This is a genomic window from Halovenus anhuiensis (assembly GCF_037080055.1).
Lineage (GTDB): Archaea > Halobacteriota > Halobacteria > Halobacteriales > Haloarculaceae > Halovenus.
Map to the genome: position 1 here is coordinate 18,527 of NZ_JBAOJI010000010.1, position 26,889 is coordinate 45,415.

23 protein-coding genes are annotated in these 26,889 nt (G+C 56.6%); 3 read left to right on the forward strand and 20 right to left on the reverse strand.

Features of this window, described 5'->3' with window-relative positions; translation table 11 throughout:
* Positions 1-268: 268 nt before the first annotated feature.
* The 8 genes from V8P86_RS17140 to V8P86_RS17175 all read right to left on the reverse strand — a co-directional run bounded on the left by V8P86_RS17140 (position 269) and on the right by V8P86_RS17175 (position 9,481).
* On the reverse strand, positions 269-400 hold the full coding sequence (locus V8P86_RS17140; RefSeq protein WP_336328510.1) for a hypothetical protein: 132 nt from the start codon (positions 398-400) through the stop codon (positions 269-271).
* Between the two features lie 76 nt (positions 401-476).
* Complete coding sequence (locus V8P86_RS17145) at positions 477-2,345, reverse strand: AAA family ATPase (protein WP_336328511.1); 1,869 nt, start codon at positions 2,343-2,345, stop codon at positions 477-479.
* Between the two features lie 95 nt (positions 2,346-2,440).
* Positions 2,441-3,118, reverse strand: a complete 678-nt coding sequence (locus tag V8P86_RS17150) for a hypothetical protein (protein ID WP_336328512.1) — start codon at positions 3,116-3,118, stop codon at positions 2,441-2,443.
* A gap of 2 nt (positions 3,119-3,120) precedes the next feature.
* Positions 3,121-3,735: a hypothetical protein gene (locus tag V8P86_RS17155; protein WP_336328513.1), complete on the reverse strand. Its 615-nt coding sequence runs from the start codon at positions 3,733-3,735 to the stop codon at positions 3,121-3,123.
* A gap of 317 nt (positions 3,736-4,052) precedes the next feature.
* Positions 4,053-6,032, reverse strand: coding sequence for a hypothetical protein (locus V8P86_RS17160; RefSeq protein ID WP_336328514.1), 1,980 nt, complete (start codon positions 6,030-6,032; stop codon positions 4,053-4,055).
* A 97-nt stretch (positions 6,033-6,129) separates the two neighbouring features.
* Positions 6,130-7,089: a hypothetical protein gene (locus V8P86_RS17165; RefSeq protein WP_336328515.1), complete on the reverse strand. Its 960-nt coding sequence runs from the start codon at positions 7,087-7,089 to the stop codon at positions 6,130-6,132.
* Positions 7,090-7,411: 322 nt separating this feature from the next.
* Positions 7,412-8,203: a hypothetical protein gene (locus V8P86_RS17170; RefSeq protein WP_336328516.1), complete on the reverse strand. Its 792-nt coding sequence runs from the start codon at positions 8,201-8,203 to the stop codon at positions 7,412-7,414.
* 333 nt (positions 8,204-8,536) lie between these two features.
* Positions 8,537-9,481, reverse strand: coding sequence for a hypothetical protein (locus V8P86_RS17175; RefSeq protein WP_336328517.1), 945 nt, complete (start codon positions 9,479-9,481; stop codon positions 8,537-8,539).
* Positions 9,482-9,794: 313 nt separating this feature from the next.
* Between V8P86_RS17175 and V8P86_RS17180 the strand changes: the two genes are divergently transcribed.
* The gene (locus V8P86_RS17180; RefSeq protein WP_336328518.1) at positions 9,795-12,098 is read left to right on the forward strand and encodes an ABC transporter substrate-binding protein; all 2,304 of its coding nucleotides are present in this window, start codon (positions 9,795-9,797) and stop codon (positions 12,096-12,098) included.
* Positions 12,099-12,173: 75 nt separating this feature from the next.
* On the opposite strand, the gene V8P86_RS17185 is transcribed toward V8P86_RS17180, so the two are convergent.
* The 3 genes from V8P86_RS17185 to V8P86_RS17195 form a co-directional block, all read right to left on the reverse strand.
* On the reverse strand, positions 12,174-12,629 hold the full coding sequence (locus tag V8P86_RS17185; protein WP_336328519.1) for a hypothetical protein: 456 nt from the start codon (positions 12,627-12,629) through the stop codon (positions 12,174-12,176).
* Between the two features lie 341 nt (positions 12,630-12,970).
* A complete protein-coding gene (locus tag V8P86_RS17190) occupies positions 12,971-15,949 on the reverse strand; it encodes a hypothetical protein (RefSeq protein WP_336328520.1) in 2,979 nt (992 codons plus the stop codon).
* Between the two features lie 236 nt (positions 15,950-16,185).
* The gene (locus V8P86_RS17195) at positions 16,186-16,488 is read right to left on the reverse strand and encodes a hypothetical protein (RefSeq protein ID WP_336328521.1); all 303 of its coding nucleotides are present in this window, start codon (positions 16,486-16,488) and stop codon (positions 16,186-16,188) included.
* A 374-nt stretch (positions 16,489-16,862) separates the two neighbouring features.
* Between V8P86_RS17195 and V8P86_RS17200 the strand changes: the two genes are divergently transcribed.
* A complete protein-coding gene (locus V8P86_RS17200) occupies positions 16,863-17,666 on the forward strand; it encodes a hypothetical protein (protein WP_336328522.1) in 804 nt (267 codons plus the stop codon).
* Between the two features lie 198 nt (positions 17,667-17,864).
* Here V8P86_RS17200 and V8P86_RS17205 read toward each other — a convergent pair whose 3' ends face one another.
* A complete protein-coding gene (locus V8P86_RS17205) occupies positions 17,865-18,425 on the reverse strand; it encodes a hypothetical protein (protein ID WP_336328523.1) in 561 nt (186 codons plus the stop codon).
* 177 nt (positions 18,426-18,602) lie between these two features.
* Between V8P86_RS17205 and V8P86_RS17210 the strand changes: the two genes are divergently transcribed.
* Positions 18,603-19,016: a hypothetical protein gene (locus V8P86_RS17210; RefSeq protein WP_336328524.1), complete on the forward strand. Its 414-nt coding sequence runs from the start codon at positions 18,603-18,605 to the stop codon at positions 19,014-19,016.
* A 19-nt stretch (positions 19,017-19,035) separates the two neighbouring features.
* Here V8P86_RS17210 and V8P86_RS17215 read toward each other — a convergent pair whose 3' ends face one another.
* The 8 genes from V8P86_RS17215 to V8P86_RS17250 form a co-directional block, all read right to left on the reverse strand.
* A complete protein-coding gene (locus V8P86_RS17215) occupies positions 19,036-19,617 on the reverse strand; it encodes a homing endonuclease associated repeat-containing protein (protein ID WP_336328525.1) in 582 nt (193 codons plus the stop codon).
* A gap of 26 nt (positions 19,618-19,643) precedes the next feature.
* On the reverse strand, positions 19,644-20,837 hold the full coding sequence (locus V8P86_RS17220; protein WP_336328526.1) for a homing endonuclease associated repeat-containing protein: 1,194 nt from the start codon (positions 20,835-20,837) through the stop codon (positions 19,644-19,646).
* 54 nt (positions 20,838-20,891) lie between these two features.
* Positions 20,892-21,278: a hypothetical protein gene (locus tag V8P86_RS17225; protein WP_336328527.1), complete on the reverse strand. Its 387-nt coding sequence runs from the start codon at positions 21,276-21,278 to the stop codon at positions 20,892-20,894.
* Positions 21,279-21,652: 374 nt separating this feature from the next.
* Positions 21,653-23,986 carry a hypothetical protein gene (locus V8P86_RS17230; RefSeq protein WP_336328528.1) on the reverse strand — a complete coding sequence of 778 codons (2,334 nt, stop codon included), beginning with the start codon at positions 23,984-23,986 and terminating at the stop codon, positions 21,653-21,655.
* Positions 23,987-24,355: 369 nt separating this feature from the next.
* Positions 24,356-24,643: a hypothetical protein gene (locus tag V8P86_RS17235; RefSeq protein WP_336328529.1), complete on the reverse strand. Its 288-nt coding sequence runs from the start codon at positions 24,641-24,643 to the stop codon at positions 24,356-24,358.
* Positions 24,644-24,648: 5 nt separating this feature from the next.
* A complete protein-coding gene (locus V8P86_RS17240) occupies positions 24,649-25,827 on the reverse strand; it encodes a hypothetical protein (protein ID WP_336328530.1) in 1,179 nt (392 codons plus the stop codon).
* Positions 25,817-26,602: a profilin-fold protein gene (locus tag V8P86_RS17245; protein WP_336328531.1), complete on the reverse strand. Its 786-nt coding sequence runs from the start codon at positions 26,600-26,602 to the stop codon at positions 25,817-25,819. Before V8P86_RS17245 ends, V8P86_RS17240 begins: the two co-directional genes overlap by 11 nt.
* Positions 26,603-26,689: 87 nt before the next feature.
* Positions 26,690-26,866 (reverse strand): hypothetical protein, encoded by a 177-nt coding sequence (locus V8P86_RS17250; protein ID WP_336328532.1) that lies wholly within the window; start codon positions 26,864-26,866, stop codon positions 26,690-26,692.
* Between the last annotated feature and the right edge of the window lie 23 nt (positions 26,867-26,889).

Consider the following 26,889-nt stretch of genomic DNA (forward strand, 5'->3'; position numbering starts at 1 on the left):
GTTAGGTGTGTTGGTGTGTGTATTGGTTGATCTGGCGTGTGCGTTTCTGCGTCTCTATACGACTGGCTTTGGGGTGGTTCGGTGCTGTCTGTACTCAGTCATATCTCCTCCATTGACTTATATGCTTGAAAAATTCTGTAGCAGTTGAGTGACTGTGTTATTCACACTTGGGAGAAGAGTGTTTAACGAGAGGGCCTCGCCTATGACGGCGACAGCCTCAATTGGGAGTACAAAGGCCCGGTCACCGAAGAGTAACGCAACTCCCAACCTACTTTTCGGCTTCTTTGCCTGTTCGGACTGTACACGCCGACACAGCGACTTTTGCTGAGACTTCATCTCCGACAGCAATTATTTCTTCAAGCGTCGTGAACTCGTCTCCGGACTTGACGTTATCTGCCATACTACGATCACGACACTCTAACGATATGAGTCTGTGGGTGACCTATAATACACAGTTCTGCGGACTGTGTACCTCCTCACTCCTCAAATTCGTCGAATGCGTCTTTCAAATCCTGATGCGCAATCACTGCCTTGTCCCGACCCAACGCTTTCTTCGCCGCGCTATTCACTAGCGACTCTAAATCAGCGGCTGACAACCCATCTGTATGCGCAGCAATCCCCTTGATATCACGTTCTCCTAACTCGTGCTGTCGATCCCGGAGTTGCGCGCGCAACACTGCCTCGCGCTGTTCTTGATCAGGCATCCCGATTTCAATTTTCTTATCGATCCGCCCAGACCGCGTTCCCGCCTCGTCAAGCGCATCAGCGCGATTTGTCGCGCCAATAAACACGATGTTATGATCCGTTGCTTCCTCAAGATGACTCAGGAACTCGTTCACGATTTTCTTATCTTCAGCGTGACTCCGCACCGCCGTTCGGTCTTTCAGCACCGTATCGAGTTCGTCGAGGAAAATCACCGCCCCACCGGTCACTTCCGCAATCTGCTTCGCTTCCGAGAACAACGCATTGACTTGTTCAGCTGATTCGTTAATCCATTTACTCTGCACGTCACCACCGCTCAACGCCACGAACGGGAACTTCAGTTCAGCGGCGAGCGCTTTCGCTAAGAACGTCTTCCCTGTCCCCGGCGGGCCGTGGAAAATAATGTTTGACGGAGTGACGCCGAGTGCTTCAGCTTCTTCTTGATGCGTTCGCAACGGTTTGATCACGTCTTCATCAAGTTCACGTTTCGCGTCCATCAGCCCGCCAACGTCACCGAAATCATGGTCTGGATCAGTCTGCCAGTCGTACTCAAATTCATTAGCTGTGATTCCCGGCTCACCACCCGCTTGCTCGTTAGCGGGTCCGTCTCTTGCTGATTGTTCCGTGCGATTCCCCTCGCCATCACGGGGTTGCTGGTGAGATGGATTCCGGCGTCCTGACGCGTCTGATCCCGGTTCTGAGTCCGAAGACGACGACTGTGAACCAGTGGTATCGTTGGATTGTCCGCCGGGTCCATCACCGTTTGATGCCTGCTGTTCCGGCGTAGCTGCTGACTCACTCTCCTCACGCTTGATTGGAGTTTGGAACTCGACGTTCTCGCCGAACGGCAACACATCCGGCATGGTTGCATCGACACGTGGCGCATCGTCTTGCGACGCTATGTCAACGCCTTGCTTGTCTAGTACTCGCCGCGGTTGCTGCTCTCGAATTGCGTCTCCTCCCTCGACGGGAGCGTGCTGCTGCACGAACTGGGTGTGGTGTTTCATTGCTCGCTCGCCAGCTGTCGCATCCTGCAGAATGAATAATATGCACGGGATCAGTAACGCGACGGCTGCTCCGGCTGTCGAAAGCAGCGATGGGGACCCGGTTGGAAACGACGAAAAGACGAGTTGTAGCGTTGGGCCTGTTTGCCCGTGCGCGTACGCAGCCATTGTGAACGCGGTTGTCAGCCCGATCACGCCACCGATGCCGACAATCGCAAGATCGCCGCGTGGAAGCGATGTGAGAGGCGTAATTCGTTCGCTCACCAATTCAGCAACGCGATAAAGAATCCCCGCACCAACCACTGCAAGCACCGACATGAGGAGTGCAGCGAACCACGAACTAGTTGCGATCACTCCATCGAGAATTAGCAAAGCAATCCCAAAGTAAGAGGCACCGATGCCGATTAAGAGTCCGGCGCTGAGCGTTATGAGGGCGTCGAGTTGGTGGATTGCAACGCTGGAACTACGCCGCTGTTGTGCGTCTCTAGGCCGGTCGTGTCCGCGCGCCGCATCGTGTTCACGACGGTGTTGAGGGTTGCCGTGCTCATCGGACGGATTTTGTTGGGCGGCATCACGCTGCTGGTTCGGGGAAGACTGGGCGTCCTCGTCGCGTTGTGACTGCGACTGGTCATGTGGCATGATACGCTTCCTATCGTATTGTTCTCGATTTAGCAGGATAAACGCTCGTTTTCTCGCTCTGTCGCTGAACTAATCACGACACGAGATTCGGGAAATCACAGCAGGAACAGCAACGCTGCCGTAGCGAGCAGAAACCAAATCACGACCGAATTCATCGCGTAATGCGCGGCGACAGCTGCTTCAAATCCGTCCCGGCGGTGAATTTGCTCGTACACCACGCCAGCGCTGAACAGCGGGATCACAGCGTACAGCGGAATCCCGGCAAACATGTGTAACACAGCCCACACCGCGACTTTCGCGTAACTGCCGCGCCACAACTCTTCTTCGTCGATGACGAGTACGGCAAACGCGTACTGGAGTGCTGCGGCGAACGCGACCGTCGCTGCTGCAAGCAACACGAGTTCTGCCGGAGCTGACAGGACATCACCAAGCATCATCGCCGTGTTGTCAGCGGCTGTCCCGGCAGTATCGGGTTGTGAGCCGTCAGCAGCGGCTGTCTCAACCAGCGTGTTCAACGGCGCTGTGAACACGTTCTCCCCGAGCAACCCCCATTCCAGCATCGGGATGTATGCTGTCACGCGCACCGCAGCGTACGCGACCGGTGCAACGACGCTGGCTACAACAACCAAGTACGCCGCGGTTCGTTTGCTGAGGCCTGCTCGAACGACGCTGAATCGGTCTCGAATGGATGCTGAATCACCCCTAGTGAACGGGACGGTTGCTGCTAACACGGTCAGCGCCCCGGTCAGCAGGCCGAGCGTTGCTCCCAGCATTGTTACACAGTGGACGTGTTGCTGTCGTTGCTGTCGACGCGTTCGTCACCGGGCGCGGACGTGTGTTGCAGTGAATCCGCGCCGCCGGTCACTGCGCGGTGATCAACATCGAGTTCGTACCGGACACAGTACGATTCACCGTCGATGGTAACGTGGTGACGTAATCGCTCCAGTAATTCACCTTCTGTGATGCTGATTGGTGCCGTGACAGCCTGTTCGCCGCAAGTTGCAATCGCAACACACAGTTGTTGTGTGCGCGCCGCAGCGGGCTTGAAGAACGCTGTCGGTGGGACGCCTGCCGTTGAATTGTGTCCCGCGCCGCTGCGGCCAACGACGCTCCCGGTAACGTCGTCGTGGGTGAGGTACAGGACGTGTGGTTCTGCAGTGTCGTAAATCTCCGTGGACGCGTTCGTGCTGACTGCGCTGGTTGCTGACGGAGACGTGAGTTGCGTGTTGTGCGCAACAGTGTTGATGAGCGTTGAGACGGCGATTGTAACCGGCGTTCTGCTTTCGTCACCGTCACCGCCGGAGCCAGTGTGAGCGGCAGCGCCGAGTTCGTCGGCGTGATCTCTCCGGGTTGGTTGACCGGGGAGCAGCGTGGTTGTTAGCGTTTTCACCCAGGTTGTGATTGGTTTGATCAGAGATTTCGTGCCGTCGTCAGCGTCATCGGTGTCTTGTGAGGGTGGCGTCGTGGATATTGGGCACTGTGGTCCGCATGACTGTTCAGCTTGGTGATCTCGCATATTTTACTGTAGGACTGCGATCGTGGTAAGACCTCGAATCCTCGCTGAACGAAGATTGTCAGCGGGAGCCTCGTTCATTCTTCGATTTTCAAAGCGAATGTCTCGGGGCTGGCCCGAGCCAGTTCACGTGATGAGGAGAGACGGGGTCTCTTGACCCGACCCCACGGCAACTGTGTTTCCTTTTCGAGTAGTCACTGTGATGATGCGGATTCCGCTTGGTCAATCACGCGCGTCAGTTCCGCTAAGACTTGCTCACAGAGCGCAAACTCCCAGTTCCGATACGATTCGATTAATTGATGTTGACTGTGCTGCGGATCGCCGCTGTCTGCCCGAGGATTTTCCCCGCGATTCTCGACCGTCGGCATCGAATCCACCTCCCAAACGGTCGTGGCTGACGCCGATGCTTGCATGCGGTCCTGTTGTAATTCTGCAGCCCGCAGGACGAACTCGATTTGATCGCGGAGCTGTCTCAGTTCACCAATCGAGACGGTCTGTCCCTGCGGCTGCACGTCGTCGGTGCTTTGCCTTGTTTCCGTGACAGTCGCTGCATCCGATTCAGCGTCAGTCACCGCCACGCCAGCAGCTGCACTCGCATCTTCATCAAAACGTTCATTCTCGCCGTCGTCGCCGTCGAGCGTCTCAGTGCCCGTGACAGAGTTAGTAGTGCGCTCACGACCGCTCATCGTACTCGCCGTGTCACTGTCGTCGTCAGTGCCAGGGGCGTCTCGTGAAGTGGTCGGGTCTGGAATTGATAACGCAGCAAGCGACAGGCTGTCACTCCGCACAATCCCGTTGATCATTTCATCAACAGGAGCGTCACCAGCGCGCGATCTGAGAAACGGAAGTACAGCAGCCGGTACGCTGTCGCCCGTCGTGGTCGCTGTGAACACGTCGGTCTGTTCATCGCGCGAGTCGCCCCATTTGAATTGCCGATACCAGGCGAAATCGTCGATGATGTGTTGGGCTCGATCTCCGACTTGCGACGGGTTGCTTTGCGCAGTTCCGACGCGATCCGCGATTTCTGCGTGCGTCGCATCCGACTCGGCGCACGCTAACAATTCAACGAGAACGCATTGCTGCTTCAAGGTGAAATCGCTGAATTCTTCGGTCTCTGCGGACTGCGATTGATCATCGTCATCGTCGTCACCGGGGTCCTGTGAGTCTGCCGTAGATTCATCATGCGGGGAGGCAGACGCAGACGCGTCTTCTGACTCGACACCGTCTCGTTCTTCCGCCTCAGAACCAGAGTCCGCATCCACGTCTCCAGACTGTGCCTGACTGGAAGACGGCGTGTTCTCGCTTCGATCCTGCGATTCAATGCTGGAGTCATGCGTATCTTGCACTGATCGAGGCGGCGTGACAGCCCATTGCTCCGCGTCGATTTTGAACACGGTTGTCAATACGCGATTCACAGTTGTGGTTGACACTGACTGTGTTCCGACTTCGTCGGCGAGGTTGTTCACCGCGTCTGCGAGCGACCGATACGTGATCGTTTCTGGGGAGTCCCACGCCCAGTCGGTCGCTTCATCAGCAAGACACTGGAGTGCGCCTGCAACAACAACCTCATGCCGATGGTCGAGTGCACGTTCACGATATCGGCAATCAGCAGGCACCTCACCGGGATCATATGACTGGAATCGTCGTGTGAATGCTGCACCGGCGTCGCCTTGTGTGTTGCCGCCATACACAGTTTCGATGTAGGTGCGGTGAGAGTCCCATGAATCCTGCTGCGCGCCTTCATCTTCCTCGTGCTCATCCTCCGCTCTATCTCTCTCCTCGTCTGTGTCTGTGTCTTCAAACGCCGCAGCAAGCACTTCATGGCCGAGTCGTAACTCCGGAGAGGGGAAGACACACTCGCAGACTTGGCACGTGACATAGTCGTCGTCGAGAAGCAAGAATTCCGGTGGCCCGTGCCCGTCCGTCACCACGCTGTGCTCACCTATTGAATCTTCGTCAACACTCGCTGCTTCTTCCCCTGTCTCTGAGGCCGTCTCGCCAGTTGACTCCGTACGTGTCTGTGCGTGTTGTGATTCGAGTTTCTGTGTCCCTGATTTGTAATTAGAATACCTCGCAAATGGTGTTGTCGTGTCCTGCTCCGTGTTATCGTCCTCAGTCGGTTCAGTACGCGTTGTCTCGCCATTCTGTGCTTCACTAGAGGTGTTCTGATTCATCGTCATTGTGGTTGAGTATGGATGTTAGTTTGTCGACTGTGTACACAGTCGCTGTCGACGAAATCGATGCTGAGTCGGTGAGAATCAACAACAGTGGTCATCGGAGTGTATCTGGCAATGCGTGTAGGTTGTCTTCATCGATGAGGCCAGGAGAGATCGGTGTGCCGAGCGTGACGGATTGCTCAAATTCTCGTGGCAATTGCCACGCGATCAGTGGACGACCTGTTTCGTCGGGCATCGCAGCAGTTCCTGCCTCATCTGTAGCGGTAGCAGTAGTATTCGTGGTGTTTCTGGCAGCGTCGCCGGATGCATCGTCAACAGATTCACCGCCTGTGTCTGGGTGTGAGTCTGCGGGTTTTTCGATCGTTATTGTCTCCGTTGCAGCTGTCTGTGACCCCGGCGTGCTGACATTACTGCCGACGATACCTACTTGCTCGACAGTAGCTCCTGCTGATGACTGCTCACCGCCGTGAGCCGAAGATGCACCCGAAACAGAGGGCTGTGTATCAACGCTGATGTGCGCCTGCGGCTCGTCGAACACACCGCCATCGTAGAGGCGGCCCGGCGTGACCGATACGGCCCCGGAATCGCGCGCGTTGCCTTGTGAAGTCTCCACGCCGGTCGTTAACTCTGTCAGAGCGTCTTGCATCACGCTCACCGAATTCCGCCCAGACTCGGTCATCATGATGAACGTTGTGATGCCGTGGTTGAGCAAGACTTCGAACCGCCGTTTCAGGTTGAGATACCCGCACGTATGGAAGATTTCGACGGCGACACCACCAGTCACGTCACCAGGTCTTGGCGATCCCCGTCGGTCGTTTTCGTAACTGAATACATCACCGTGTTTATTGGTCGTCCTCGTCGTGGTTTCTGTGCTGGTTTGCGGTGAGTCAGCGTGATTCCGCGAAAGTCCGGTAATCGGGGCAAACACATCGCACATAATGTGTCGTTGTTGCGAGCCGACGCGTTGCTCGGTTGTGATTCGGTCAGCGTGATCAAGGAGTTCAGCGAGTTTGTACAACGCGAGTTCGACGCCAGCTCTGTGCGCGTTCGACATGGCGGCAGATTGTAAGCAATCGGTCCCGTCGACGTGGTAGAACCGCCCGAATTGCGGGTGTGTTCTGGCTGTGAATTCCGTAGCGTTCAGCGACGTTGGGTCTGTGAGGGTGTGTTTGCAGAGGAAGCGTAACTCGTCGCCGCAGTGCAGGCACCGGTACGTATCGGCTTCACTGAGATCGTTACGGTGGCGGACGGCTGATTGGACGATAGGCTTGTCATGCCGGTCGTGTTGTGCGACTAACATTCACGTACAGTTATCGGCTGCTACGTCTTAAAAGTAAGTCGTCGATTCGGATTTCCGGAAAACTCTCATGCACCAATCAAACATCCGCAATTTCGGAGAGTTTCGCTTGTTCCTGCTCAGACGCTCCCCTGTCCGCGTCCCGGTTGTCGCTGGGTCTAATGCCACTGACAACCACATCAACTAATGCCTGCAATGCCTGCAACTCACACCGTTTGTTCTCACGATCCGATTCAATCGCATCGTTCGCACGGATCGCATCACGCCGTGGGCCTGTATATCGGACCATCAGCGGCGTTTCGCCGAACTCTCGGTAGTGTTGTAGTACTCGTTCAGACGGATTATACTGGTTAGTTCGGCGTGACTGGGTGCCGTCTTCACACGCTGTTTTTTTGCTGTCAACGGTGACTGGTGCCCGGGGTGTAACTTCACCAGCAGCAACCTCAGCTTCAATGCGTTCCGTCCAATCCGTTCCGTGGCAAATCTCGATTACGTCATCGACTTGTTTACCCGAGAGGTATACGTGACACATTGCGATGAGTTGTCGAAGCGTACCGAGCGTATCTGTCTTACTCAGGTTTGCGGATGCTGGTGTTTTCCGCGGTCGAGTCGCGTTGACTGACATACCCTGCTGTGCAGAATGTTGGTTGTGTGAGTTGCTGCGCGGTGAATTCGCGGTTGATGATTCGGTATTTGTTGCTTGTGTATCCGGCGCTGTCGAGTGTGTTGAGGACTTACTGATGGGTTCCTCATCCTCACGCTGTGACTGGCCGTGATTGCGTGCTTGTTCGCCCGGTTGAGGAGTCCAATTTTGTAGCTCTGCTTGATAGTTCGCGTCAGTGTCGCTGTGTTGTGAGGTGTTTTCAGTCATGATTAGGGGGTGTGCGAGGGGTGGATTTGTTCGGTGCTGTTTAGTTTTGACGTGGCAGAGTACGGACCATGCCTGTGATCGTCGGTATTTGATTCGTCGTCGGTTAGGGGTGCTGTGTTTGCGTGCTGTGTGGGTCGGTTCTATTTGTTGTTACTATAATCCGTTTTTATAAAAGGTAGCAAATCGCGTAGACTCTCTGAGAGCTACACGCGCATGTAACTCCGACACCAATACTTCACAAGTTTGGGGATGTGAAGCATTGGTGTGAAAAAGTGGTGTGTCCACCGGAAAGACGGTGTCCCCGCCAACCAACAGCGCCCCACCACACTCTCATTAACTGTGAACGTTCTGCTCTTCCGTTTCGTCAGGCGATTCAACGTCGAAAAACTCACTATACCGTTCCCCGATTGTCACGCCAGACACGCCAATCATGTTTCCTAGGATTTTCGCCGACATCCCGAGCAATTCAGTCTCTCGTCGCACAGCCTCCATCGCCGCACACGCAACTGATTGATTTGCCAGCGATCCAACTCGATCAGAGTACGAGTCACGCAGCCAATCAATCCGCTCCACCGCCTCATCAACAACTGCTTCACACCGGCACGGTTCTATGAATCCGTTCTCTGCAGCCAGCCGCATGGCGATCGTCCCTCGCAGCACCCACGACCGCGTTGCCTGATCCGCACAAAACAGCCGCGGTGTCGTCCGCATTTCCCGTCGAGATTGCTGAACGCGATCAATTGCAATCTCGTCGATATCACTACCGTTGCCGAGATTCGCAGTCATGCAGACCGCAGCAAGTTCGCGGCTTAACACGGGGATATCGTGAACACAAAACGCCAGTGAAACAGCTGCTACAACGCGTTCGGCTGTGCGGTGATGATGATACGTTGATGGTTGATACCCGTCAATCGCTGCGTCGCCATCGCTGATCTGCTGGGCCAGAATGCCAACGCCATCACGAAGTACCGCCCTGCGGTCACTTGCCGTCATGGTCCGTGCGACGGCTTGCAACCCGAATCGCGTCGCCCGCGGGAGCGTGTCTTTGACCGACTCAGGCAGCTGTTGTGGTGACTCAGCGACGCCAAGGGTTCCTTCAACGGGTTTAGGGTCATCGTCGCGGTGGCCAAGTTCTACATCGTTGGGAGCGAACACTCCATCGATTGTGCTGAGTAGATTCGCTACAGTGCGTTGGTATTCCCCGGGGATGCCTAAATTCGAGATTGCCCGTGGGATTGGTTCTGAACGTGGGCTTTCCGCGCCAGCATCGTTGTCCATCGTGTGACTGTTGTCTGCGTCGGACAGCGCCGACGTGGAGAGTATTTGGATTGGCTGCTCAGACAGGAGATTCTTGACCTCACGGTGATGCGGGTTCATTTTTCGCGTCTGTCTTACCGTAAGCCTCCCAGCAATTAAACCGGTGGAATTGCGTTCGCTTTCAGCCGCGGTGATTGTCTCAGCGAATTGTCGAAGAGTTTTAAATACCGTCGCCTTAACGCGACGTGGACGTATGACAGCTGACGGTAACGGCGAGAGTCCCGACCAGCCTGCGGACTCGCCACACAACGATGACTCTACCGACGACTCACCCTTGATCGGTGAGGATGACGAGCGCGTAGAGCAGTCAACTGACTCAGATGCAGAGACACCCTCAAACGAACCCTGTGCTGACGCGCCGAACCCTATTCACGAAACTCAAGAGACGCCTCAGAGTCTTGATGACTCTAAGGATGCCGCTAATACCAGGATTAGTAGTGGTGACGGAGACGATCCCGGCGGCAGCCCTGGAATCGATGATGATGACGATGCTGATGATTCTGACGGCGTGACGCGACGGTCAGCGATTGCCGCCGGGGCAGTTCTCGCTGGCGGGGGAGCGTTAGCTGGCCTCTTGCGCAACAGTGATGACGGCGACGGCGATGATAGCGATCCCGGTCCAACTCCTGACGCGGAGCCAGACCCAGGCCCAGAGCAACCGCCGGAAGACAACGATAACGGCGAGGATGACGACGTGGAACCGGTTGACATCCGCCCGGATTTCGACCCGGTCGAACATTTAGAATCGAACACACCGGCTGCGTCGACGTATCAAACCGCGTTCAACGGTATCCGTGATCCTGCTCTCAGCACCGAAGACTGGAATAGGAAACTCATTGAGATGGAAACCGCGTTGCAAAACGGTCTGCCGTTGATACCAATCGGGCACGCTGCAGATGAGGTATACTACGATGAAGGCATCTCGTTCGATGCTGCTGATGAACTCGTGTTCTGGCAGCTGCGGCACAACACGACGACGATTGACACCGACATCACCGGCGGGGATAGCCGTCTTCGAATCCCGCGAGACGACACGACGGTCGACGGGTATTCACTCGATCCTGTCTCGCTCAGAAGCATCCGAACAGAACTCATCACGAGACAAGTCTTCGACCGCCTCACCGAACCACGATCCGAACCCGGCGTTGAGTACAACTTGCTCGATGATGCAACGGAAGCTGATGACGGCTTATCATGGACATTAACGCTAAGCTCCGATGCAACGTTCCACAACGGCGATCCAGTCACGGCGCACGACGTGAAATATTCGTGGCGGCGCGGGATCGAGAGCGAAAACAGCAAAGTCGTCCCATTGTTCCGCAGTGCAGTCAGCGGCATTGGCCTTGCGCACAGGCGGTATTATCCTGGTGAAAATACCACCGACGACGGGACGGGACTCGAAGTCCTCGATGACGACACGCTCCGTGTTCACCTCGCAAAACCGCAACCGAACTTCCTCGAACTCATCTCCACGCCGCCGTTCAGCGTGATCCCGGAAGGCATCATCGGCGACATCGACGGGTACACAGGTAACGTGCCTCAGGGTGAATTTGAGCAAGCGCCGATCGGCAGCGGGCCGTTCACTGTTCGTCGTCATGACCCCGCAGAGTTAACGCAACTCGATGGTTTTGATGACTATCACGGACCTGGGCCGAGCATCGACGGTCTCGATTATCCTGCTTACGACTTCGGTGAGGATTGGAACGCTTTCGTCGATGGTGATGTAAACGTGTACATTCATGACACGTTTGGCGATGGCTTACTGCCGCTCGGCACAGACGATGTGTCGCTGAGCGAGGCGGGGCAACCGCACGGAACGCTGCCTGCGAGCCTAGAATTAGGGAGTGATCGGGGTGATTTAAGTGACCTCTCTCGGAGCGTGCAATACAGCGCCGCAACCCGGAACGACGTGCACTTCCTCTTGTTCAACGTAGCGAACGTGCCGACGAGTGTGCGGCACGCCGTCGCGTACGCGCTGGATCAGCCGGAATTCCTCAGCGAATCAGCACGCACGTTCACGCCCGCGTATTCGTATCAACCGCCGAGATTGTGGGAGCAGTTCGACACTTCTTATGATGAGTTCGCCGCTGGCTGGCCGTACCATCCAGTGCCGGAAGATGAGCGGATCACGTGGGTGACGCCGAGTGCTGTCGCTGACGATGATGAGGACCGGACTGAAGCTCGAGCTGAAGGCATCAGGCAGTGGGAGAACGAGATGGTTACTGCAGTGCTGAATCACGATGGGTACACAGTTGATGATCCGTACGAGCTAACGATTGATGTCGGGATGCGACGGCACACAGCCCCGTTCATCAACAGGCTGCAGACCAGGGTGAACGATGCTGATATGCCGCTCACGATTACGACGAAAGAACCCGGTGACGTGTGGAGTGGTGAATTCGAAGCGACAGTGATGGGGTCGGATTGGTTAGCGCCGGATCGCGTCCGTGGATTCAACCGGTTCGATCCGGGAGTAACGAACGTTGACGTGACGGGCGCGGCGTTCCCGGTAAATTGGCATACGGAACTCGACGGCGCGGCGGCGAACTCGGATTCGGATTCAGGTTCAGGTTCGTGACGACGCGTTCGTGACTACGGCGACACAATTCTTCGACTCACTTCACTTTACTGTTCACAGTTGGTCGAGGGCGGTTCACGCGTCCCTACGGAAAATTTTGATGACTGTGTACGGTATCAGTAACACGATGCCTGTCGTGTAGAACAGTCCAACTGTGTACAATGTACCCGGGATTTGCGTTCGTGGCACGCCGGTCATCCGCGCAGCGACAAACAAGCACGTCGCTACAACGATCGGTAACGTCCACGCTGCATACGATTTGATCACGTTCCAGAGTGCTTGTTGCTCGCGGAGATACTGCTGTCGTGCTGACGCCTGTGCATGTGTCGTTGCCTCTCGGAGTGTCTTCGCTCGCTTCCTGTACCGATACGCAATCCACCACGTCACCGCGAGAACGGTGACTACCGCGGTGAACTGCCCGAGGTGACCTGCAGTCATCAGTAACACTGTTAGGAACGGGATGATTGCGATCATCACGAGCACGCCGAGAACGTATGCTGCGAGGGAGAGCCACCGTGCAGCCCACGACACCGGCGGTGTAATTACGGGGCTGATGGTGTCGGTGATTCTACTCCCGTAGTGCGTTGTGAGCGCGAGGAGGTTTTCTTGGAGCGTGCTGGCAGCGCGACTGTGACGGCGAGACAGTCGATCAGCTGATTGGTGTTGTCGCGTTGCCGAGTTCTCAGATTGCCGTGGCTGCCTGTGAGGTGCTTGCTGTGTCACTCGGTCAGCATCGTTGGTACTGGGTTCTGTGTTGCCGGTGACAAATTGGTACTGTGTCTCGCTGTTGTGGGGTTGTTGCTGTTCATGACTGCCTTCGTTGTTCACATCGGAGTGATCTTGTTCTGCATCCGATTCAGACGAGGGTTTAGTCATGTATCCACCCCTGTTGTTTCCGTCTCTGGTCCTTTGTTTGTCTCTGTTTCTCGCCGGTCACGGCACGGGTCAACGCCGTATTCTGCTTCGATCAAGTCTAAAACACGGTTGAACGCGGTTGGCGGGATCGGGCACAAATCATCGCTAAAGTCGTTCGGGATGGCGTACTCCGGCAGCACGTCATGTTCCCGTGCGACGTGCCACGTCGCGCGGATCGGGACTGGCGCGTCATCTGATAGCGGGATGTGGTCAGCGGTTTTCGCGTGTCTCCACGCCCAGAACATTTCTGCGTCGGTGAGTTCACCGCGCGGATGCCGGCCTGGTCGCGTACAATCGCATGCATCGGTGCAGTCACAGTCAGCCGCGACCGCTAACCACGTGAATTGATTGTAGTAATACGCGTTTTGCGTTTTATCCGGGGTTTTGTAGTCTTTCACGGTAATGTTCCCGTCTTTACGGCGGCGAATCTCGAAGTAATTGCCGTCGCTGTATTCGTCGACTGGGTGAGTGCCGCGGTAGAGTTGCCCGGTTCCACGCGGCGTGATGCCGATGTCATCCCATGGGATCACGTCAGCAACTGTTAACTCTTGGAGTTCGTCGACGGGAGAATCCGTGCTGGTTGCTTGTTGGCTGGCATGTGACGCCGGAGTGGCGTTCGTGTCCGCGGGAGAGTCTTCGCGTCCGGATTCTGCGCCGGTTCCTGATACCTGCGGCGTGGTGTGTTCGTCGTCGCGGTCCGATGGTGACTGGGTTGATTGACGGGAAGTGTCGTCGCGGTTCGAGGGAGTTGTATGGTCGTGGATGTCAGCGTTGTATTCGTCGTGGTCGACCGCCGGAATCGCGTTTTCCAGCACGTTTTGTAACGCATCGGCGTCGTGCTCAGCGAGGAAGTCTGCGAGATCAGTCTCGACCCCTGACTCGGGGAGCGGTAATTCTCCGACGCGGATCGACGTATCGATTGCGTTGGCCATGTCTTCTGACAATTCTTGATCAGCGTGCGTGTATTCATCTTGGATTGCTTCGAGGCGGCGAGCTGTCCGTAACGCGCCGTGCAACCCTGCCTGTGAGGGTTCGCGGTCCATTACGACGATGATTTCTGACGCGGCAGGCAACACGTCCCTCCGGACTACGTCCCAGTGTCGGTCTTTGAAATGCGTGGTTGCTGGCGCGACGCAGGGGAATCCGTGTTGGTGTGCCTGTAACGCGTCTGTAACTCCTTCTGTGATGATGACCGGAGCGTTGGGTGTTACTGAATCAAGCCCGAAAATTGGTTCCGTGACGAGGTGTGGAATCCACGGCCGGTCGACGGTTTGTTTGACGTATTTCGCCACGTCAACATGGAACCCGGGTTCGCCGGATAACCAATTTTCGAGCGCATCAAACCGCGTCTGCGTGTCGATACTGTCGAACGCGGCGAGAAGCCCGCATCGAACGATCTCGTCACTTGGTGCCTGGGCGTCAGCGTTTGATCCCGTCACCACAGTGACTGTATATTTGTGGTATCCGGTTCCCGTGGTGAAGGTGAGTTCGTCGCCGGGGTCGAGGTCGTGTTTGTGTGGTGTGTCAGCACCGTCTGGTAACCAAACCGGTTTGAATCGTAGGGTGTGCCGCGTGTCGTTCACGATTCGCACGGGTTCGTTCGCGGCGACGCCAGCACCGGGCGGCGTGATTCGGAGTGCGTCTGCCAGCGGCGTGTCGTCGGTGATGTCGTGGTAGCCGAGAACGGTCCGTACGTCGCGTGGGATTGTTCGGATGTCTTTGACGGTGATTGTTGCTGCGGTGTCTGGAGAGCGTCTCCGGAGTCCGTACCGGTGCTTCACAGCGGTGTCGAACAGTGAGTCGCCGTCGGTTCCGTGCGGTGTATCGTCAGGAGGGTACCCGGTCGCGGCGGCTGTCTCGTCACCAGTAGCGTTCCCGCCGCCGTCACCGGCGGTAGTAGTGGTGGGTGCGGATTGGAGTGCAGTGGTGATGTCGGTGATTGCTGTGTCTAACACGTCTTCGTGGTGTTTATCGTCGCGGTCTGGGTAGCGGTACAGCTCCGCGTAGCACTCGTCGATGGTAACGTGCGACAGTGCGTCCGTGGGTACGTCGAGTTCACGAGCAATCGGCGTGTCAGCGAGTGACTGTCGTGTCGTACAGTCAACGAGGCCGTTGCCGTACACGATGTCATCTGATTCCGGCGTTGATCGAGCGATGACGTATCTGGGTTCGCCATCGACGAAATACGGGAACGTGTAGCGGCGGTCCCACCAGCACGATGGTTGCGCAGTGTAGTCTGGGTGCTCAGCGAGCACGTCGACGATTGCTTGCAAGTCAAGGTTGGCTGTGTTGATGTGACCGGTTGCGATGGCGTGAGAAACCCCGGCGAGTTCGCCCGGTACGTCGTGGTGACAGTCAGTTATCGCGGTGTCTGGGAGTTCGTTTGTGATGCTGAGGTCTGCGGCGGCTGACGGTGCGATCCCACCGCACGTGTACACGTGCGATATAACGGGGTGTGACACTAGCCCGGTTTTCAGAATCGTTGCCGTGCTGAACCCCTGTGTTGTGAGCGCTGAGACAACACCTGTACCGCCGTTTACATCGTTGTCGTCGGATGTAGAACTGGCGTGTTCTGGGTCAGTGCTGTGGTCGGTGTGCGTGTCGCCGGGGCCTGTGTACCCGATGAGTCGAGCATCAATCATGTCGTCGGACAGCCCCCAGTGATCGCGGATGTCAGCGCGGTGGTCGGCGGTCAGGTTATCGTGGAAGTACTGGGCTGCTGCGGCGATGCACTCGCGGACTCGCGTGGTCGTGCTGCCGCGCGGTGCCTGCGCGTCGATAGTATCGGTGTCTCTGGATGGGGTGTTTTCGTCGTCGCTGGCTGACAAGGCATGATCGTGCAGGTATGGGCTGATGTCGGGCAGGTGGTCAGCGACAGGTTCGTAATCATCAGCAGGGGTCGTGGATGTGGTAGGTGTGGTGTCTGAGTTAGTCATGATCCAGCGTGATTAACCGTCTTCGTAGCCGTAGTGCGTTACCGTCATCAACAGGTCACTGTCTCGCGGTTCGAATTCGACGCGGTTCTCGACCGTGGCGGCTTCGCTTTGATGCAGTCAGTCATGTTTGAGGTGTCTGGACTGGCGTCTCTATCTACTCTTTCCAGTACACGTATAAAAAACTTCGAGGCCTCGCTGACGGTAGTTCCCGCGAAAGCTTTGACTCCCGACATGGTTCAGCGCTGGATATCCTGTTGTCGACCATCGGATGGGAACTGCCGATGACCTGTGTAGATCGGCGCAAACTCTCGAAGCCACCTTCGTGCACGGGTTTTGAAGTCGTTGGACACGTCGCTTTCAGCGAACAGTTGCAACCCGATATCGACCGTGTTTCGGAGTTTGAACGTGCCTGATTCACCGGTGTCTGGGTCGGTCACGGTGACGCGAGCGTACAGCGTATGCGTTTCACCGCTGCCTTCTTCCCACGTTTGCTTGACAGTCATGTCCATTGATTCGCGCCGCTGTTGCCGGTCAGTCATGTACGCGTTTTTGTACGCGATTCAACCCTGTAAACGGGCGGTTTGTCAACAGCCTCAAAACTAGGTGTGCGGTGAATACACAGTCCGGTGACTGTGTCCTTCTGGAGTGAGACGTATTCGGTGAAGACCCCGCCTCTTACCATTCCCGGCACCGAAACATGAAACGAGAAATGGATAACTCGCCTCGTGCGGATGATGATCAGGACGCCGCACCCACCAACGCAGACGTAGACTGTGTTCATCAGCACACTACGCAAGAGACTCCACAACAAACTGCGCTCAGAGGGTTGCACGGGCACGTCGGCAGTGACTGCTTGATACACAATTCAACAGGCGACGGTGGTACCCAAGCGACGCAAACGGAACTCTTGTTGATGAATGAATCAACGTTACGTACTGCGTTGTTGCTGTATTTTGAAGGGCAATTATCTGACGAGACAACTGATGTTCGTACTGCTGACTCGGCACGTGAAGACTTTGATGATAGCGGGACGAGACAGCACCACGTCTCGCCGTCGTATTCACTGGTGGCGTACACGGTTGATTATGTCCGGTCTGGTGGTGCTCCGTTAACCGAGAACGTTCCAGGCAGTGGCTTACCGACTCGTCTCGAAGCACTTGAACAGCGACCGTATTTGCGTGTCGGTGATTTATCACTGAAAAATCAAGCGCATTGCGTGTACCCGGATTCACGACGATATGATAGCGAACAGGATCAACGTCAGCGGCAAGATAAGAAACAAGAGTACGATGTGGGCTCGGAGCGGTACACTGTCGGTGTTGTTTCGATAGCGTCTGACTTCGCGTTACGCGAGCTGGGGACGCGCGATGGATACCCGACGCACATCGATTTAGTCCGATCCGACGACGCTGAGACGGGGTTACTCAACGCGGATGATGTGTACGATCCCCGCGAGTGCGAGGGTGAGATTGGGCGGTACGCGGTGCAGAGTCGCATATCAGATGCGGTGTTGTGGCGGCGAGAGAGCTACGAAGACTCTCCGCCTGTTCATCGTGATGAAGGGCTTTCAGCGCCGCCTCGCGGTGAATTAGCTGCTACTGACGTGAACGGAGTATCTCAGCGAGCCGTGAAACGGTGGTTGTTAGATATGCGCGCGGTTGTTCAGCGCCAGTACGAGTTCGGGTGCGGGTGCAAAAGCACTGTCGTCGTCGTTTGAAGCCCCCGTGTTTGTGAGCGAGAAAACCACCAGTGACGGTGACAGGAGCGATGATCATCGTACCGCCAGTCAGCTACTGTGCCTGTGTATCCGGGGTGTGAGGCGGTTCCGCCGGGGTAGCGGGTATGGGCATTTCAATACGAGGTGGGCCTTACAGGCGGTCGAGGCGGCTGCCTCGGGGTCAAGCCCCGAAGCGGATCACGGATAGATGAGATCTCCCGATCGTTCGAGGGCAGTATACGCCGAGACAATGCGCTCGCGTTCGTTTGAATCGGTCACACCAGCCAACGTGTGACGGTAACTCCGATCTTCGAGGATGTCGATGAGTCCGGTCCAGTCGTCATGGTCGATTTCGGCGTACGCGTCGACTTTGATGCATTTGAGTTCGGTTTCCTCGCCATTAACCAGTGTTGTGGTGAACATTCCGCATCCGGGCGTTGCGTGGGCAAGGTACACTCGCCCGAATTCGTCGTGTGCGAGCAGGTATCCGCCGACTTCGGTGAATTCAGCGTAGTTGTTGAGCGCGCCTTTACCGGTGTTACTTTCTTGTTGCGGGACATCTTCGGGGTTTGCAGATCGACCGGTTTCATAGTCGACAAGCCCGAAAATCCCGTTTTCGATGAAGTCGTCGATCACGGGTTGCGGGTATTGTGGGCCGCCGCCATCAGTGTCGCCGCGGTTTGGAGCGACGCGGTTGGTAAGAACAATTGCGCCGTTGTGCTGGGCACGCCGGACTTCGGGGGCATTTGTGCGCGACATGCAATCGTTATCGAGTGAGCTCAATTATATAAACATGGCGTTTTAAGTACTATTTCGGCGTTTTAGGGCTTCCTGCGCCTATTTTGTTGGGATTAAGGGGGGAGTTGTGGGTGAAGGTTCCGCGTTCATCTATCGAAAAACCCCTCGTTTAAGTGAATGGGGATGATAACAATAGACATGGGAGAACTCGACGAAACCCACTTCAGCGACATCGGCGGCGCACACCTCGACATAACCCTCTACGACGGCGAATGGACAATCATCCCAATGGACGACGCCGATCACGACGAAACGTACACAGTTGAAGCGGAGATCGCAGACGACAGCGAGCAATGGGTTGCCGTCATCAACGGCCCCGACGACACTTACCAGTACGATCGAGAGTTCATCGTCCACAACAATGACGACGTAACGCGCCGTGATTACGAATCAAAAGGCAGAGCATACGTCAGCGACGGCGACATCATCGAAGTTGTGCAGAAAATCGGCGGTGAACGAACCGACCAGTTCTTCAGAATCAACGGCTTCGATCTCGATCACATCCAACAGCCGTCGTTCGACAGCGAATCACCACACCCAACCCTTGGATAGCGCTGTGGCAACCACGTGTTCACTCCACGCCTGCTTGCTGTTTTGCCTCAGTCCATGAGCCGACGCGATCAATCACAGTCACGCTCGACGGATCGATCGGCCGTCGATGATCATCATACGCAGCGCACGTCAAGTTGCCGTCGACGCGCTCAGCAACGACTCGCACCGAATCAACACAGCCATCCGCAGAAATCGGGATCATGTGTTGTGGAGGCAAGTCAGCTGCTTGCTTCGCTTCGGTCCAAGAGCCGAAGCGATCCTTGTAAACTGAGACGGAATACGAGCCGACTTCGTGATAGTACGCGTTGTCAACGCGGTGTTGGCTGCCGGCTTTCTCTGCCGTTGCGCGTAAATCGGCGAGCAGTTCGTCCGTCGTGAGTCGCGGGCCTTCAGATGTCTTTGACGAGATTTCTAAGCCGAGTTCGTGTTTCATCTCGTTCCAGGAGCCGAAGCGATTAACAACCGTCTTTCGAGTGTGTTCACCGTGTTCGCGGTACTCGGTTTTTGTGAGCGGGCCGTCGACGCGATCAGCGGTTTGTTTAATATCTGCGATGAGATCGTTGGTGGGGACGCGTTGCCCGTTGGATGTGTGTGTTGTCATTGGTTGGTGATTGTGGATGTGGGTAGTTATGTGTCTGGGTCTGGGTCTGTGTCTCCGTGTCTGCTCGGGCTGTGCGGTGAGGTAAGGCCGAGTTCATGTTTCATCTCGTTCCACGACCCGAAGCGATTCCATATCGGCGTGTGACTGTACTCGCCGTGTTCGCGGTACTCGCGTTGTGTGAGCGGGCCGTCGACCTCGCTGGCGACGCGGTGTAAGTCTTCGGTAAGGTCATCGGTTGCAATGTACGGTCCCGCGAGTTCAAGCCCGAGTTCGTCTTTCATGTCGTTCCACGACCCGAACAGACTGTTGACGGTACCATCGCTGTACTCGCCGTGCTCGTCGTACTCTGCGACGGTAAGCGGGCCGTCGACCTCGCTGGCGACGCGGTTAATATCAGCTGCGATGTCGCTGGTTGTGACTTCTGGACCGTCGCTGACGGACTCGACCACATCGCCAACCGCGTTGCATACGTCGTTCCAACTGTCGAAGTGCATCATGATCGTTGCGGCGGTGTACGCGCCGTGATCCAAGTACTCTGCGAGCGTGAGCGCGCCGTCGATCTCGCTGGCGACGCGTTCAATGTCGGTTATGAGGTCGTCGACAGTGACTGACGGGTGGCGGTCAGTCACGCCGGCTTCGCGTTTCGCGTCGGTCCACGACTCGAACCGGCGCTTGACCGTGTATGAACTGTACTCGCCGTGTTCGTCGTATTCGGCTCGGGTGAGCGGGCCGTTAATCTCCTCGAAGACGCGTTGCAAGTCTTCGATTAGTTCCTCGGTTGCAATGTACGGCCCTGTGACTTCGAGGCCGAGTTCGTGTTTCATCCCGTTCCAAGAGCCGAAGCGATTCCGTATCGTCGTGCGACTGTACTCGCCGTGTTCGTCGTACTCGCTTTTTGTGAGCGGGCCGTTAATCTCCTCGAAGACACGGTGTAAGTCTTCGATTAGCTCCTCAGTTGCAATGCGCGGTGAAGTTGCAATGCGCGGTGAGACTGTAAGGCCGAGTTCGTGTTTCATCCCGTTCCAGGAGCCGAAGCGATTCCGTATCGTCGTGTGACTGTACTCGCCGTGCTCGTCGTACTCTGCGACGGTAAGCGGGCCGTCGACCTCGCTGGCGACGCGTTTGATGTCCTCGGTGAGATCGTCGGCACCGTCGTCGGTGAAGAGGGTACGTTGAGCGGACGGTTCGAGAGTGCCGTGCGGTGTGTCGTGTTCAGGCATACGTAAAGTGTGTACGCGTGTTCTTGCAGTGATGCGATAGGTGGGGTGTGCGGATTATTGCATGTCGGCGAGCGACACTGCATTGTCGCTCGTAATCGGGGTTTTCGACGGGATTTCCACGACGCGCCGGACGATGATGTTGTCGAATGGTTTTTTCTCGCGGTCATGTAATGGTCCGGTGCGCAGCGTAACGGTGTAATCGGTGGTGCCGCTGAATCGGCCATCACAATGCCGCACGAAGCAGAGTTGATCTCCGTTTTGCAAGTCAACGATGATGCGAGTTGGACCGTGCCGGTCTGTTTGGTGGTCGATGTTTTTGACGCGGTATTCGGCGTGGTCAATTGTGACGGTGATGGTGGTTGGGGCGTCTGCGTTCGATTTCAGTTTGTTGTAGGCCGCTTCGAGTTGATGTCGTGTGGTAACGGCGGTTTCGAGATTCATATTGTCTCTCCTCTATGAATTTCTTCCCCCTCCTGTGTACTTAAACAAGGAGTTTCTCGTTAGACCCTCCTTTTCGGCGTTTGAAATTGGAATGCATACACAGCCCGCGGGCCGAGCTGTGTATCACGGTGCAAGGCGACTGTCTCGGGGCTTGACCCCGGGAGAGGTTCACCACGTCACAAATCTCCCGAAGATTGAAGGCTAGACCGCACTGCCCCTCAGGCCGTCCTCACCGAACCCCTCTGGGTGCGCTGTCGGAACACACCCCAGTGTCCGCAAACACTCCGGGCCTCTCATTGCCGCCGCGACCGGAACTCAAGACGACACACCGCACGGAACCGACGATTTCCTTCGATGTCCCACGCAGTCAGTTTTCAAAGCGAATCTGTTGCTAACGGCTGGATACGGTACGGATCATCCCACTCAACCAGCGCCAGCGTCACGTCACCCGGTGACACCCCGTCTGGAAGCGAGTTTAAATCAGATAACGCTACGCGGACTTCGCGCGTCTCACCGGGTTGGAGAGTCGTCACCATCTCCCCCCACGACGACACTGCGCTCGGAGCGTACGCTCGAACTTGCGCGAATCGCCCCGGGTCATACGACGATGGCACCGACGCGGACACGGTTAATTCAGCACCAGTCTCGCACTCAGTAACCGTCACGTCAGCATCGCCCGGCGCGATAGTAGAGCTGATCGAAGTAAGTTCAACGCGCTGTACGTCTTCGCTGGAGACTCCACCGGTCGGGACATCAGCTGCGAACATTACTGTAACCGTGTCCCCACTCGTCAATTCTCGATCTTCGAGTTCAACTGTGAGCGTCTCGACCGTCAACGGGTCTACGTCATCGATGTGGTCATCAGTTCGCACACGTGTTCCGTTCACCGACACGACGAGCCGGTACGCAGCGGTATCAGTGGTTCCCGACGCCGGCGTCGTCGTCGCTGTTGTTGGTGTTGGCGGCGTGTCCGGGACCACAGCACGGACAGTCACCGCGTCAGCACCGCGATCCGGCCCGGACACGTCAGCGAATGCGATGCCTGACACGACTGTACACGCAGTAGCTTCAACGTCATCGAGGGATGCCCAGTCAGCAGGGTACAGTTGTGCTTCGACTGTCTCACCGAGTGATAAGACACGTGAGTTGATCCTGTGCGTTGCAGTCCCGTTCGCACCGGCTTGCGGCCAGCCGAGATCTACTCCCCACGCTCCACCGCCGGTTTCCGGCATCAGTCGAGTTCGCCCGTCACCGAACGATTGTGAGACGGTACGGTTGATCGTTACGTGATCAGATCCGACGAGAACCGGTTCTGTGAACCCGATTTCCGCACCGGTCGTCGTTGTTTCGTCGTTGCACCGCGCCTGCAAGTTTGTTCCATCGTCGAATTCATCGATCAGCCGCGATTGCGGTGACGTGTCACTGGGAGTTGTGTATCGGGCGGCTGTCTCCGACACGGATGCTTTATTCACGCTGATGTCGTTGTGGCGGGCGTGGAACAGGAGTACGTCCTCGATGATGTCACTGGAGTAATTGTGCCCGATGCCGTCGTAGACGCGGATTTGAGAGTTTGATCCGACGCGGTCGTGGATCATTTCGCTGATAACCATCCGTTCTTCCTGCATGTCGTCACCGTAGATGCGGCGGGCTTTCGCGGCTTCGTCGCGGTCCCACACGTCCGGGTACGGCAGCGTATCGTCGTTCGGTGATTGTTCGAGCGCGCCCATGTAGCACAATTTCGGCGTGTCTACCCAGTCGCTGCGGTTGAATTCCGAGCCGGTGAGCGACGCAACGTCATTAACGCCGATTTGGTAATTCAACTGTTCACCGCGGTACTCGGTGACTGGCAGCGTTACCATGCCGTTGATCGCGCCGGCTGTCACGCTCGCAACGCGGTCGGGGTGGAGGATCGTGAAGTTATCGACGAAGTCCCCGGACGCAGAGAAGCCGTTGAACATGGCGTCGCGCGGCGTCGTGATGTCGGCGGTATCGTCGAGGATGGTTCTGGCGGTGTCAAGCATACTGATGAGTTGCAAATCAACACGCTCGAATTTCCCATCGTCGATGTGCATCGTGTTCGTGTCCAGCGATTGCACGAATTTGTTGTCCCATTTGCCGCTCGTCGGGTTCGGGAAGACGGGCACGAGTAATGCGCAGCCGAGTTCGTCGGCGAGGGTGCGTTGCCGTCCGCGCGTCACCATGCGCCGTCCTACATCGACGTGGACTTCGAGGTTGTCGTCGCCGGAGCCTTGGTTCACCGGTTCGACGAGCAAGGGTTTGTTGTCGGGGCCTGTGTCTGCGGCGATGTCCTCATCGGCTGGGGCGTACAGGAAAAATGGGAAGTTGTGGTCGTCGTCGTCGGTTGGTCGGTAAAGCATGGGTTCACCGCGTTGCACGTCAGGGCCGCGGTCGGCGTCGTCGTCGGTGTCCGTGTCTGTGTTGGGATCGTCTGTGCGTGCTTGTGTTGTGTTGGTGGGCTCGTCGTCGGCGCTGGCGGCCGTGCTGGTGTTGTTTGTCCTGGATGTGAGGAACGATGCTGCGAGCGTGGCTGTTGCAGCTCCGCCGGCGATTCCAAGAATGGTTCGCCGAGTGAGCACGGGACTACGCGGTGGTGAAGAGGTGGTTTGTGAGCGATCAGTGTGAGGTGCGTTGGTGTCGGCGTGGTCGCTGTTGCTGTCGGTGTCGGCGTCGTTGTGGGTGTCGCCCATGTTTGAACTGTGCGGGTAGACGAGGGTAAAACGTGGTTTTTTGTTCAGGGAGTCAGTCGCGGAGTGTAGCTAGCACGTAGCGTGCGGGGGTGTGTAGTGTGCGCCCCGAGGGGTTGTGCTGCGAGTTCTAATGGGTTTGAGCGGCAGGTGAACTGCCTTGGGGTCAAGCCCCGAGGCACTCGGCCTGCCCCGCCTGTAGATGTACGACCGACACAGGCCGCCAACAGCAACAAGTCTAGTGCGCCTCACGTTCACCCCGCCATGTCCGCAGTTATTCGGTGGACTAATCCCCGGACTGAGCAGGTGTCGACCGGCGGTTGTTTACTTAGTAGCTCCCACTAAGAACCAACGACCGCAGAAAGGACGGATTCAGTCGTGCGTGGCCCCGGAAATCGCGTCAGGGACTCGTGTCAGTGACTTTTCTTCGGCACTCTCGTAATCGACTTCTTCGGCGCTCTGCTGCACAATATCGACCTTGACTACCGTGCGCTCGGCTACGTTTTCCTCTGTTGTCGAAGCGTAGAGGACGCCCCTTTCGTCTTCAGCAAATGCCAACTCGGAGAGTCGGTTGACGCCCGTCTGTTCAAGGATTGCTGCACTGAGATCGTCTGGTGTCTGAGCCTGTTTGTCTGCCGTGGTGTCGGTGTTTTCATCCATTGTTCTCACGCTCGTTCGTGTCGGTCCAGCACATCAATTGAGACGATTCCCGGCCCAAGTCGTCGCCTGACTGTCCCGTGTTCGTCGTGAATGAGGACCACTTCTGTCTCTGTGGGGAGTGTGACGTGTGCCTCGCCCGAAAGCGAGCCTGTTCCTGTACCGGGTGTGTTCTGCCACCCCTCCTCGAAGATGACAAGATGATTGCCGACTCTGACGTTCGTCTGTGTCAGGTCATCGGGTATCTCCGCTTCGACCTGTTCGCGGGCTTCGGCTTTGATTGCTTCTTCGTCCGGCTCGTCGACAGCTTCCTCGATTTGATTCCGTACCCACCGCTCGATCAGGTCGCTTCGTCGCCCGGCTGTAAGTTTCTGCCAGTCATCACGCATCATCCCACGGATTGTATCTTCGGACACGCCGAGTCGCTCTTGCAGGTCGCGTAGCCCGTCTGTATCTGAGGGTTTAGCTCGCACGGACAACCGCCCACTACCAAGACTACCTGTTGTGATAGAGAGGCTGTCAACGTCGGCCAGTGGTGAGTCGTCCACGGCATCCTGCCGCGCTCGCTTTGTCTTTCGGTTCACTTCGTTGTTAGCCCGGCTTTTGACGGCTGACTCGATCTTCGCTGAGAGGGGTGTCACGCGCAGCGCCACATCTCCCTGTGACTGATACCACATCCCCGTCTCAAGCTCCTCGCCAGCGTCAGGGAGTGGGAGGTCGAACCCAAGCCAGCGGCGTACATCGCTAATCGACCAGTCGGCCTCGGTCAGTGGCTTCTCGAAACGGCGTTTCCAGTCGACGCGATGAATGAAAAACTCCTGTGCGATACTGTCATCGTGGCCCACTACCCACAGCGCGTGATACGTCCCGTCGTCGCCATCGTCAGGGGCGGAGTGCTGTTTCCGTGAGGAATACATCTCAGAGCGCACCAGTGCGTAGGTTGGCTCTCCCGCCTCGTCGTCAATCAACACGGCCTCGACCGCCGATTGTTGTTCGTCGCCGTCGACGAGGTGGGAAAACCACTTGCTAACTGCCGTGCGGTCGTCCTCGCTGTCAGCGAAGATCGTGAGCAACGTCTGTTCCTTGCGATCGTTGACCAACGTCGGGATGTCCGTCAGCCCGGCCTCAGTCTCGGTGAGCATCTCCGCCAGCGCGTCCACCTCGGCCAGCACATCCTCAGTTTTCATCGCTGTCACCTCGGGCCTGCACGTCAACCACTGGGGCCTCTACCTCACTCACATCGACGGTCAGCCGCATCTCCTGTTCGTTGCGTTCCAACCAGTCGTTGATGTTCTCGACCCACTCCTCGAAGCCCTTAGCGACCATCACCGCTTGCTTGGGGCTGGGGTCATCATTCCCAAGCGGGTAATCGCCGCCGACTTTGAGGTACTTCGCCGACCCATCATCCTGATACTTGATTGTCCACTCCGTCCCGTCGACCTCGGAGTTTAGCTTGCCGTACTGGTCGCCAAGCGTCTGTTTGACCACGCCTGCAACCGTATCAAGCGCATCCCACAGCTGTTCGGTCACGTCGTCCCGAACTTCGGCTACCTGCTCAGAGAGTTCTTCGACCATTTCAATTTTCCACTCCATCTCAGCGAGTGTATCTTCGGCACTGCTAAGTCCCTCTCCCTGAATACGAATCCACTCGTTGACTGACGTAATCCACTCGTCGTAACCTTCCATCCCGTCGACGACCTCGGTCGCTGCGGGGTCGCCTTTCGTCGAGATGATGTACGTCCCGCCACTGTCGTCACGGCGGAACCACTCGACACTGCCATCTTCGTGTTTAAGTGTGTACTTGTATCCACTCTCTGTCGAGAGAGTGAGCTTTCCGTAACTCTCGTTTCGCAACGTGGCAACCGCTTCCGCCACATCCGAGAGATGCTCTCTGACCGTTGTGAGTGTCTTGTCGCGCTGTGCTTCGATCTGGTCTGTCTGTTCAATATCGCTGTCTGTCATTACTGGTGGTCCTCTGTGTTCTGGTCTGTTGTTGTTGTGTCGATATGTCGTAGACTGTTCACGGGCGAGCGACGGTGAGTTTGTCTTTCAGAATTTACCGATAGCATGTGTACTAGTTGGATCAATCCATTCGTGCGGGAGTTCTCTCGTGTCCTCGAATTCGACGACTTCGGCATTTTCGCCGTAGCTTTCCTCGTAAGCGACTGTTTCAGTGGAGGTGAGTTCGACGGTCATGTTGCTGCCGCTGATATCGAGTTTAGGCATGGTGCTTCGATAATGTCTTGCCT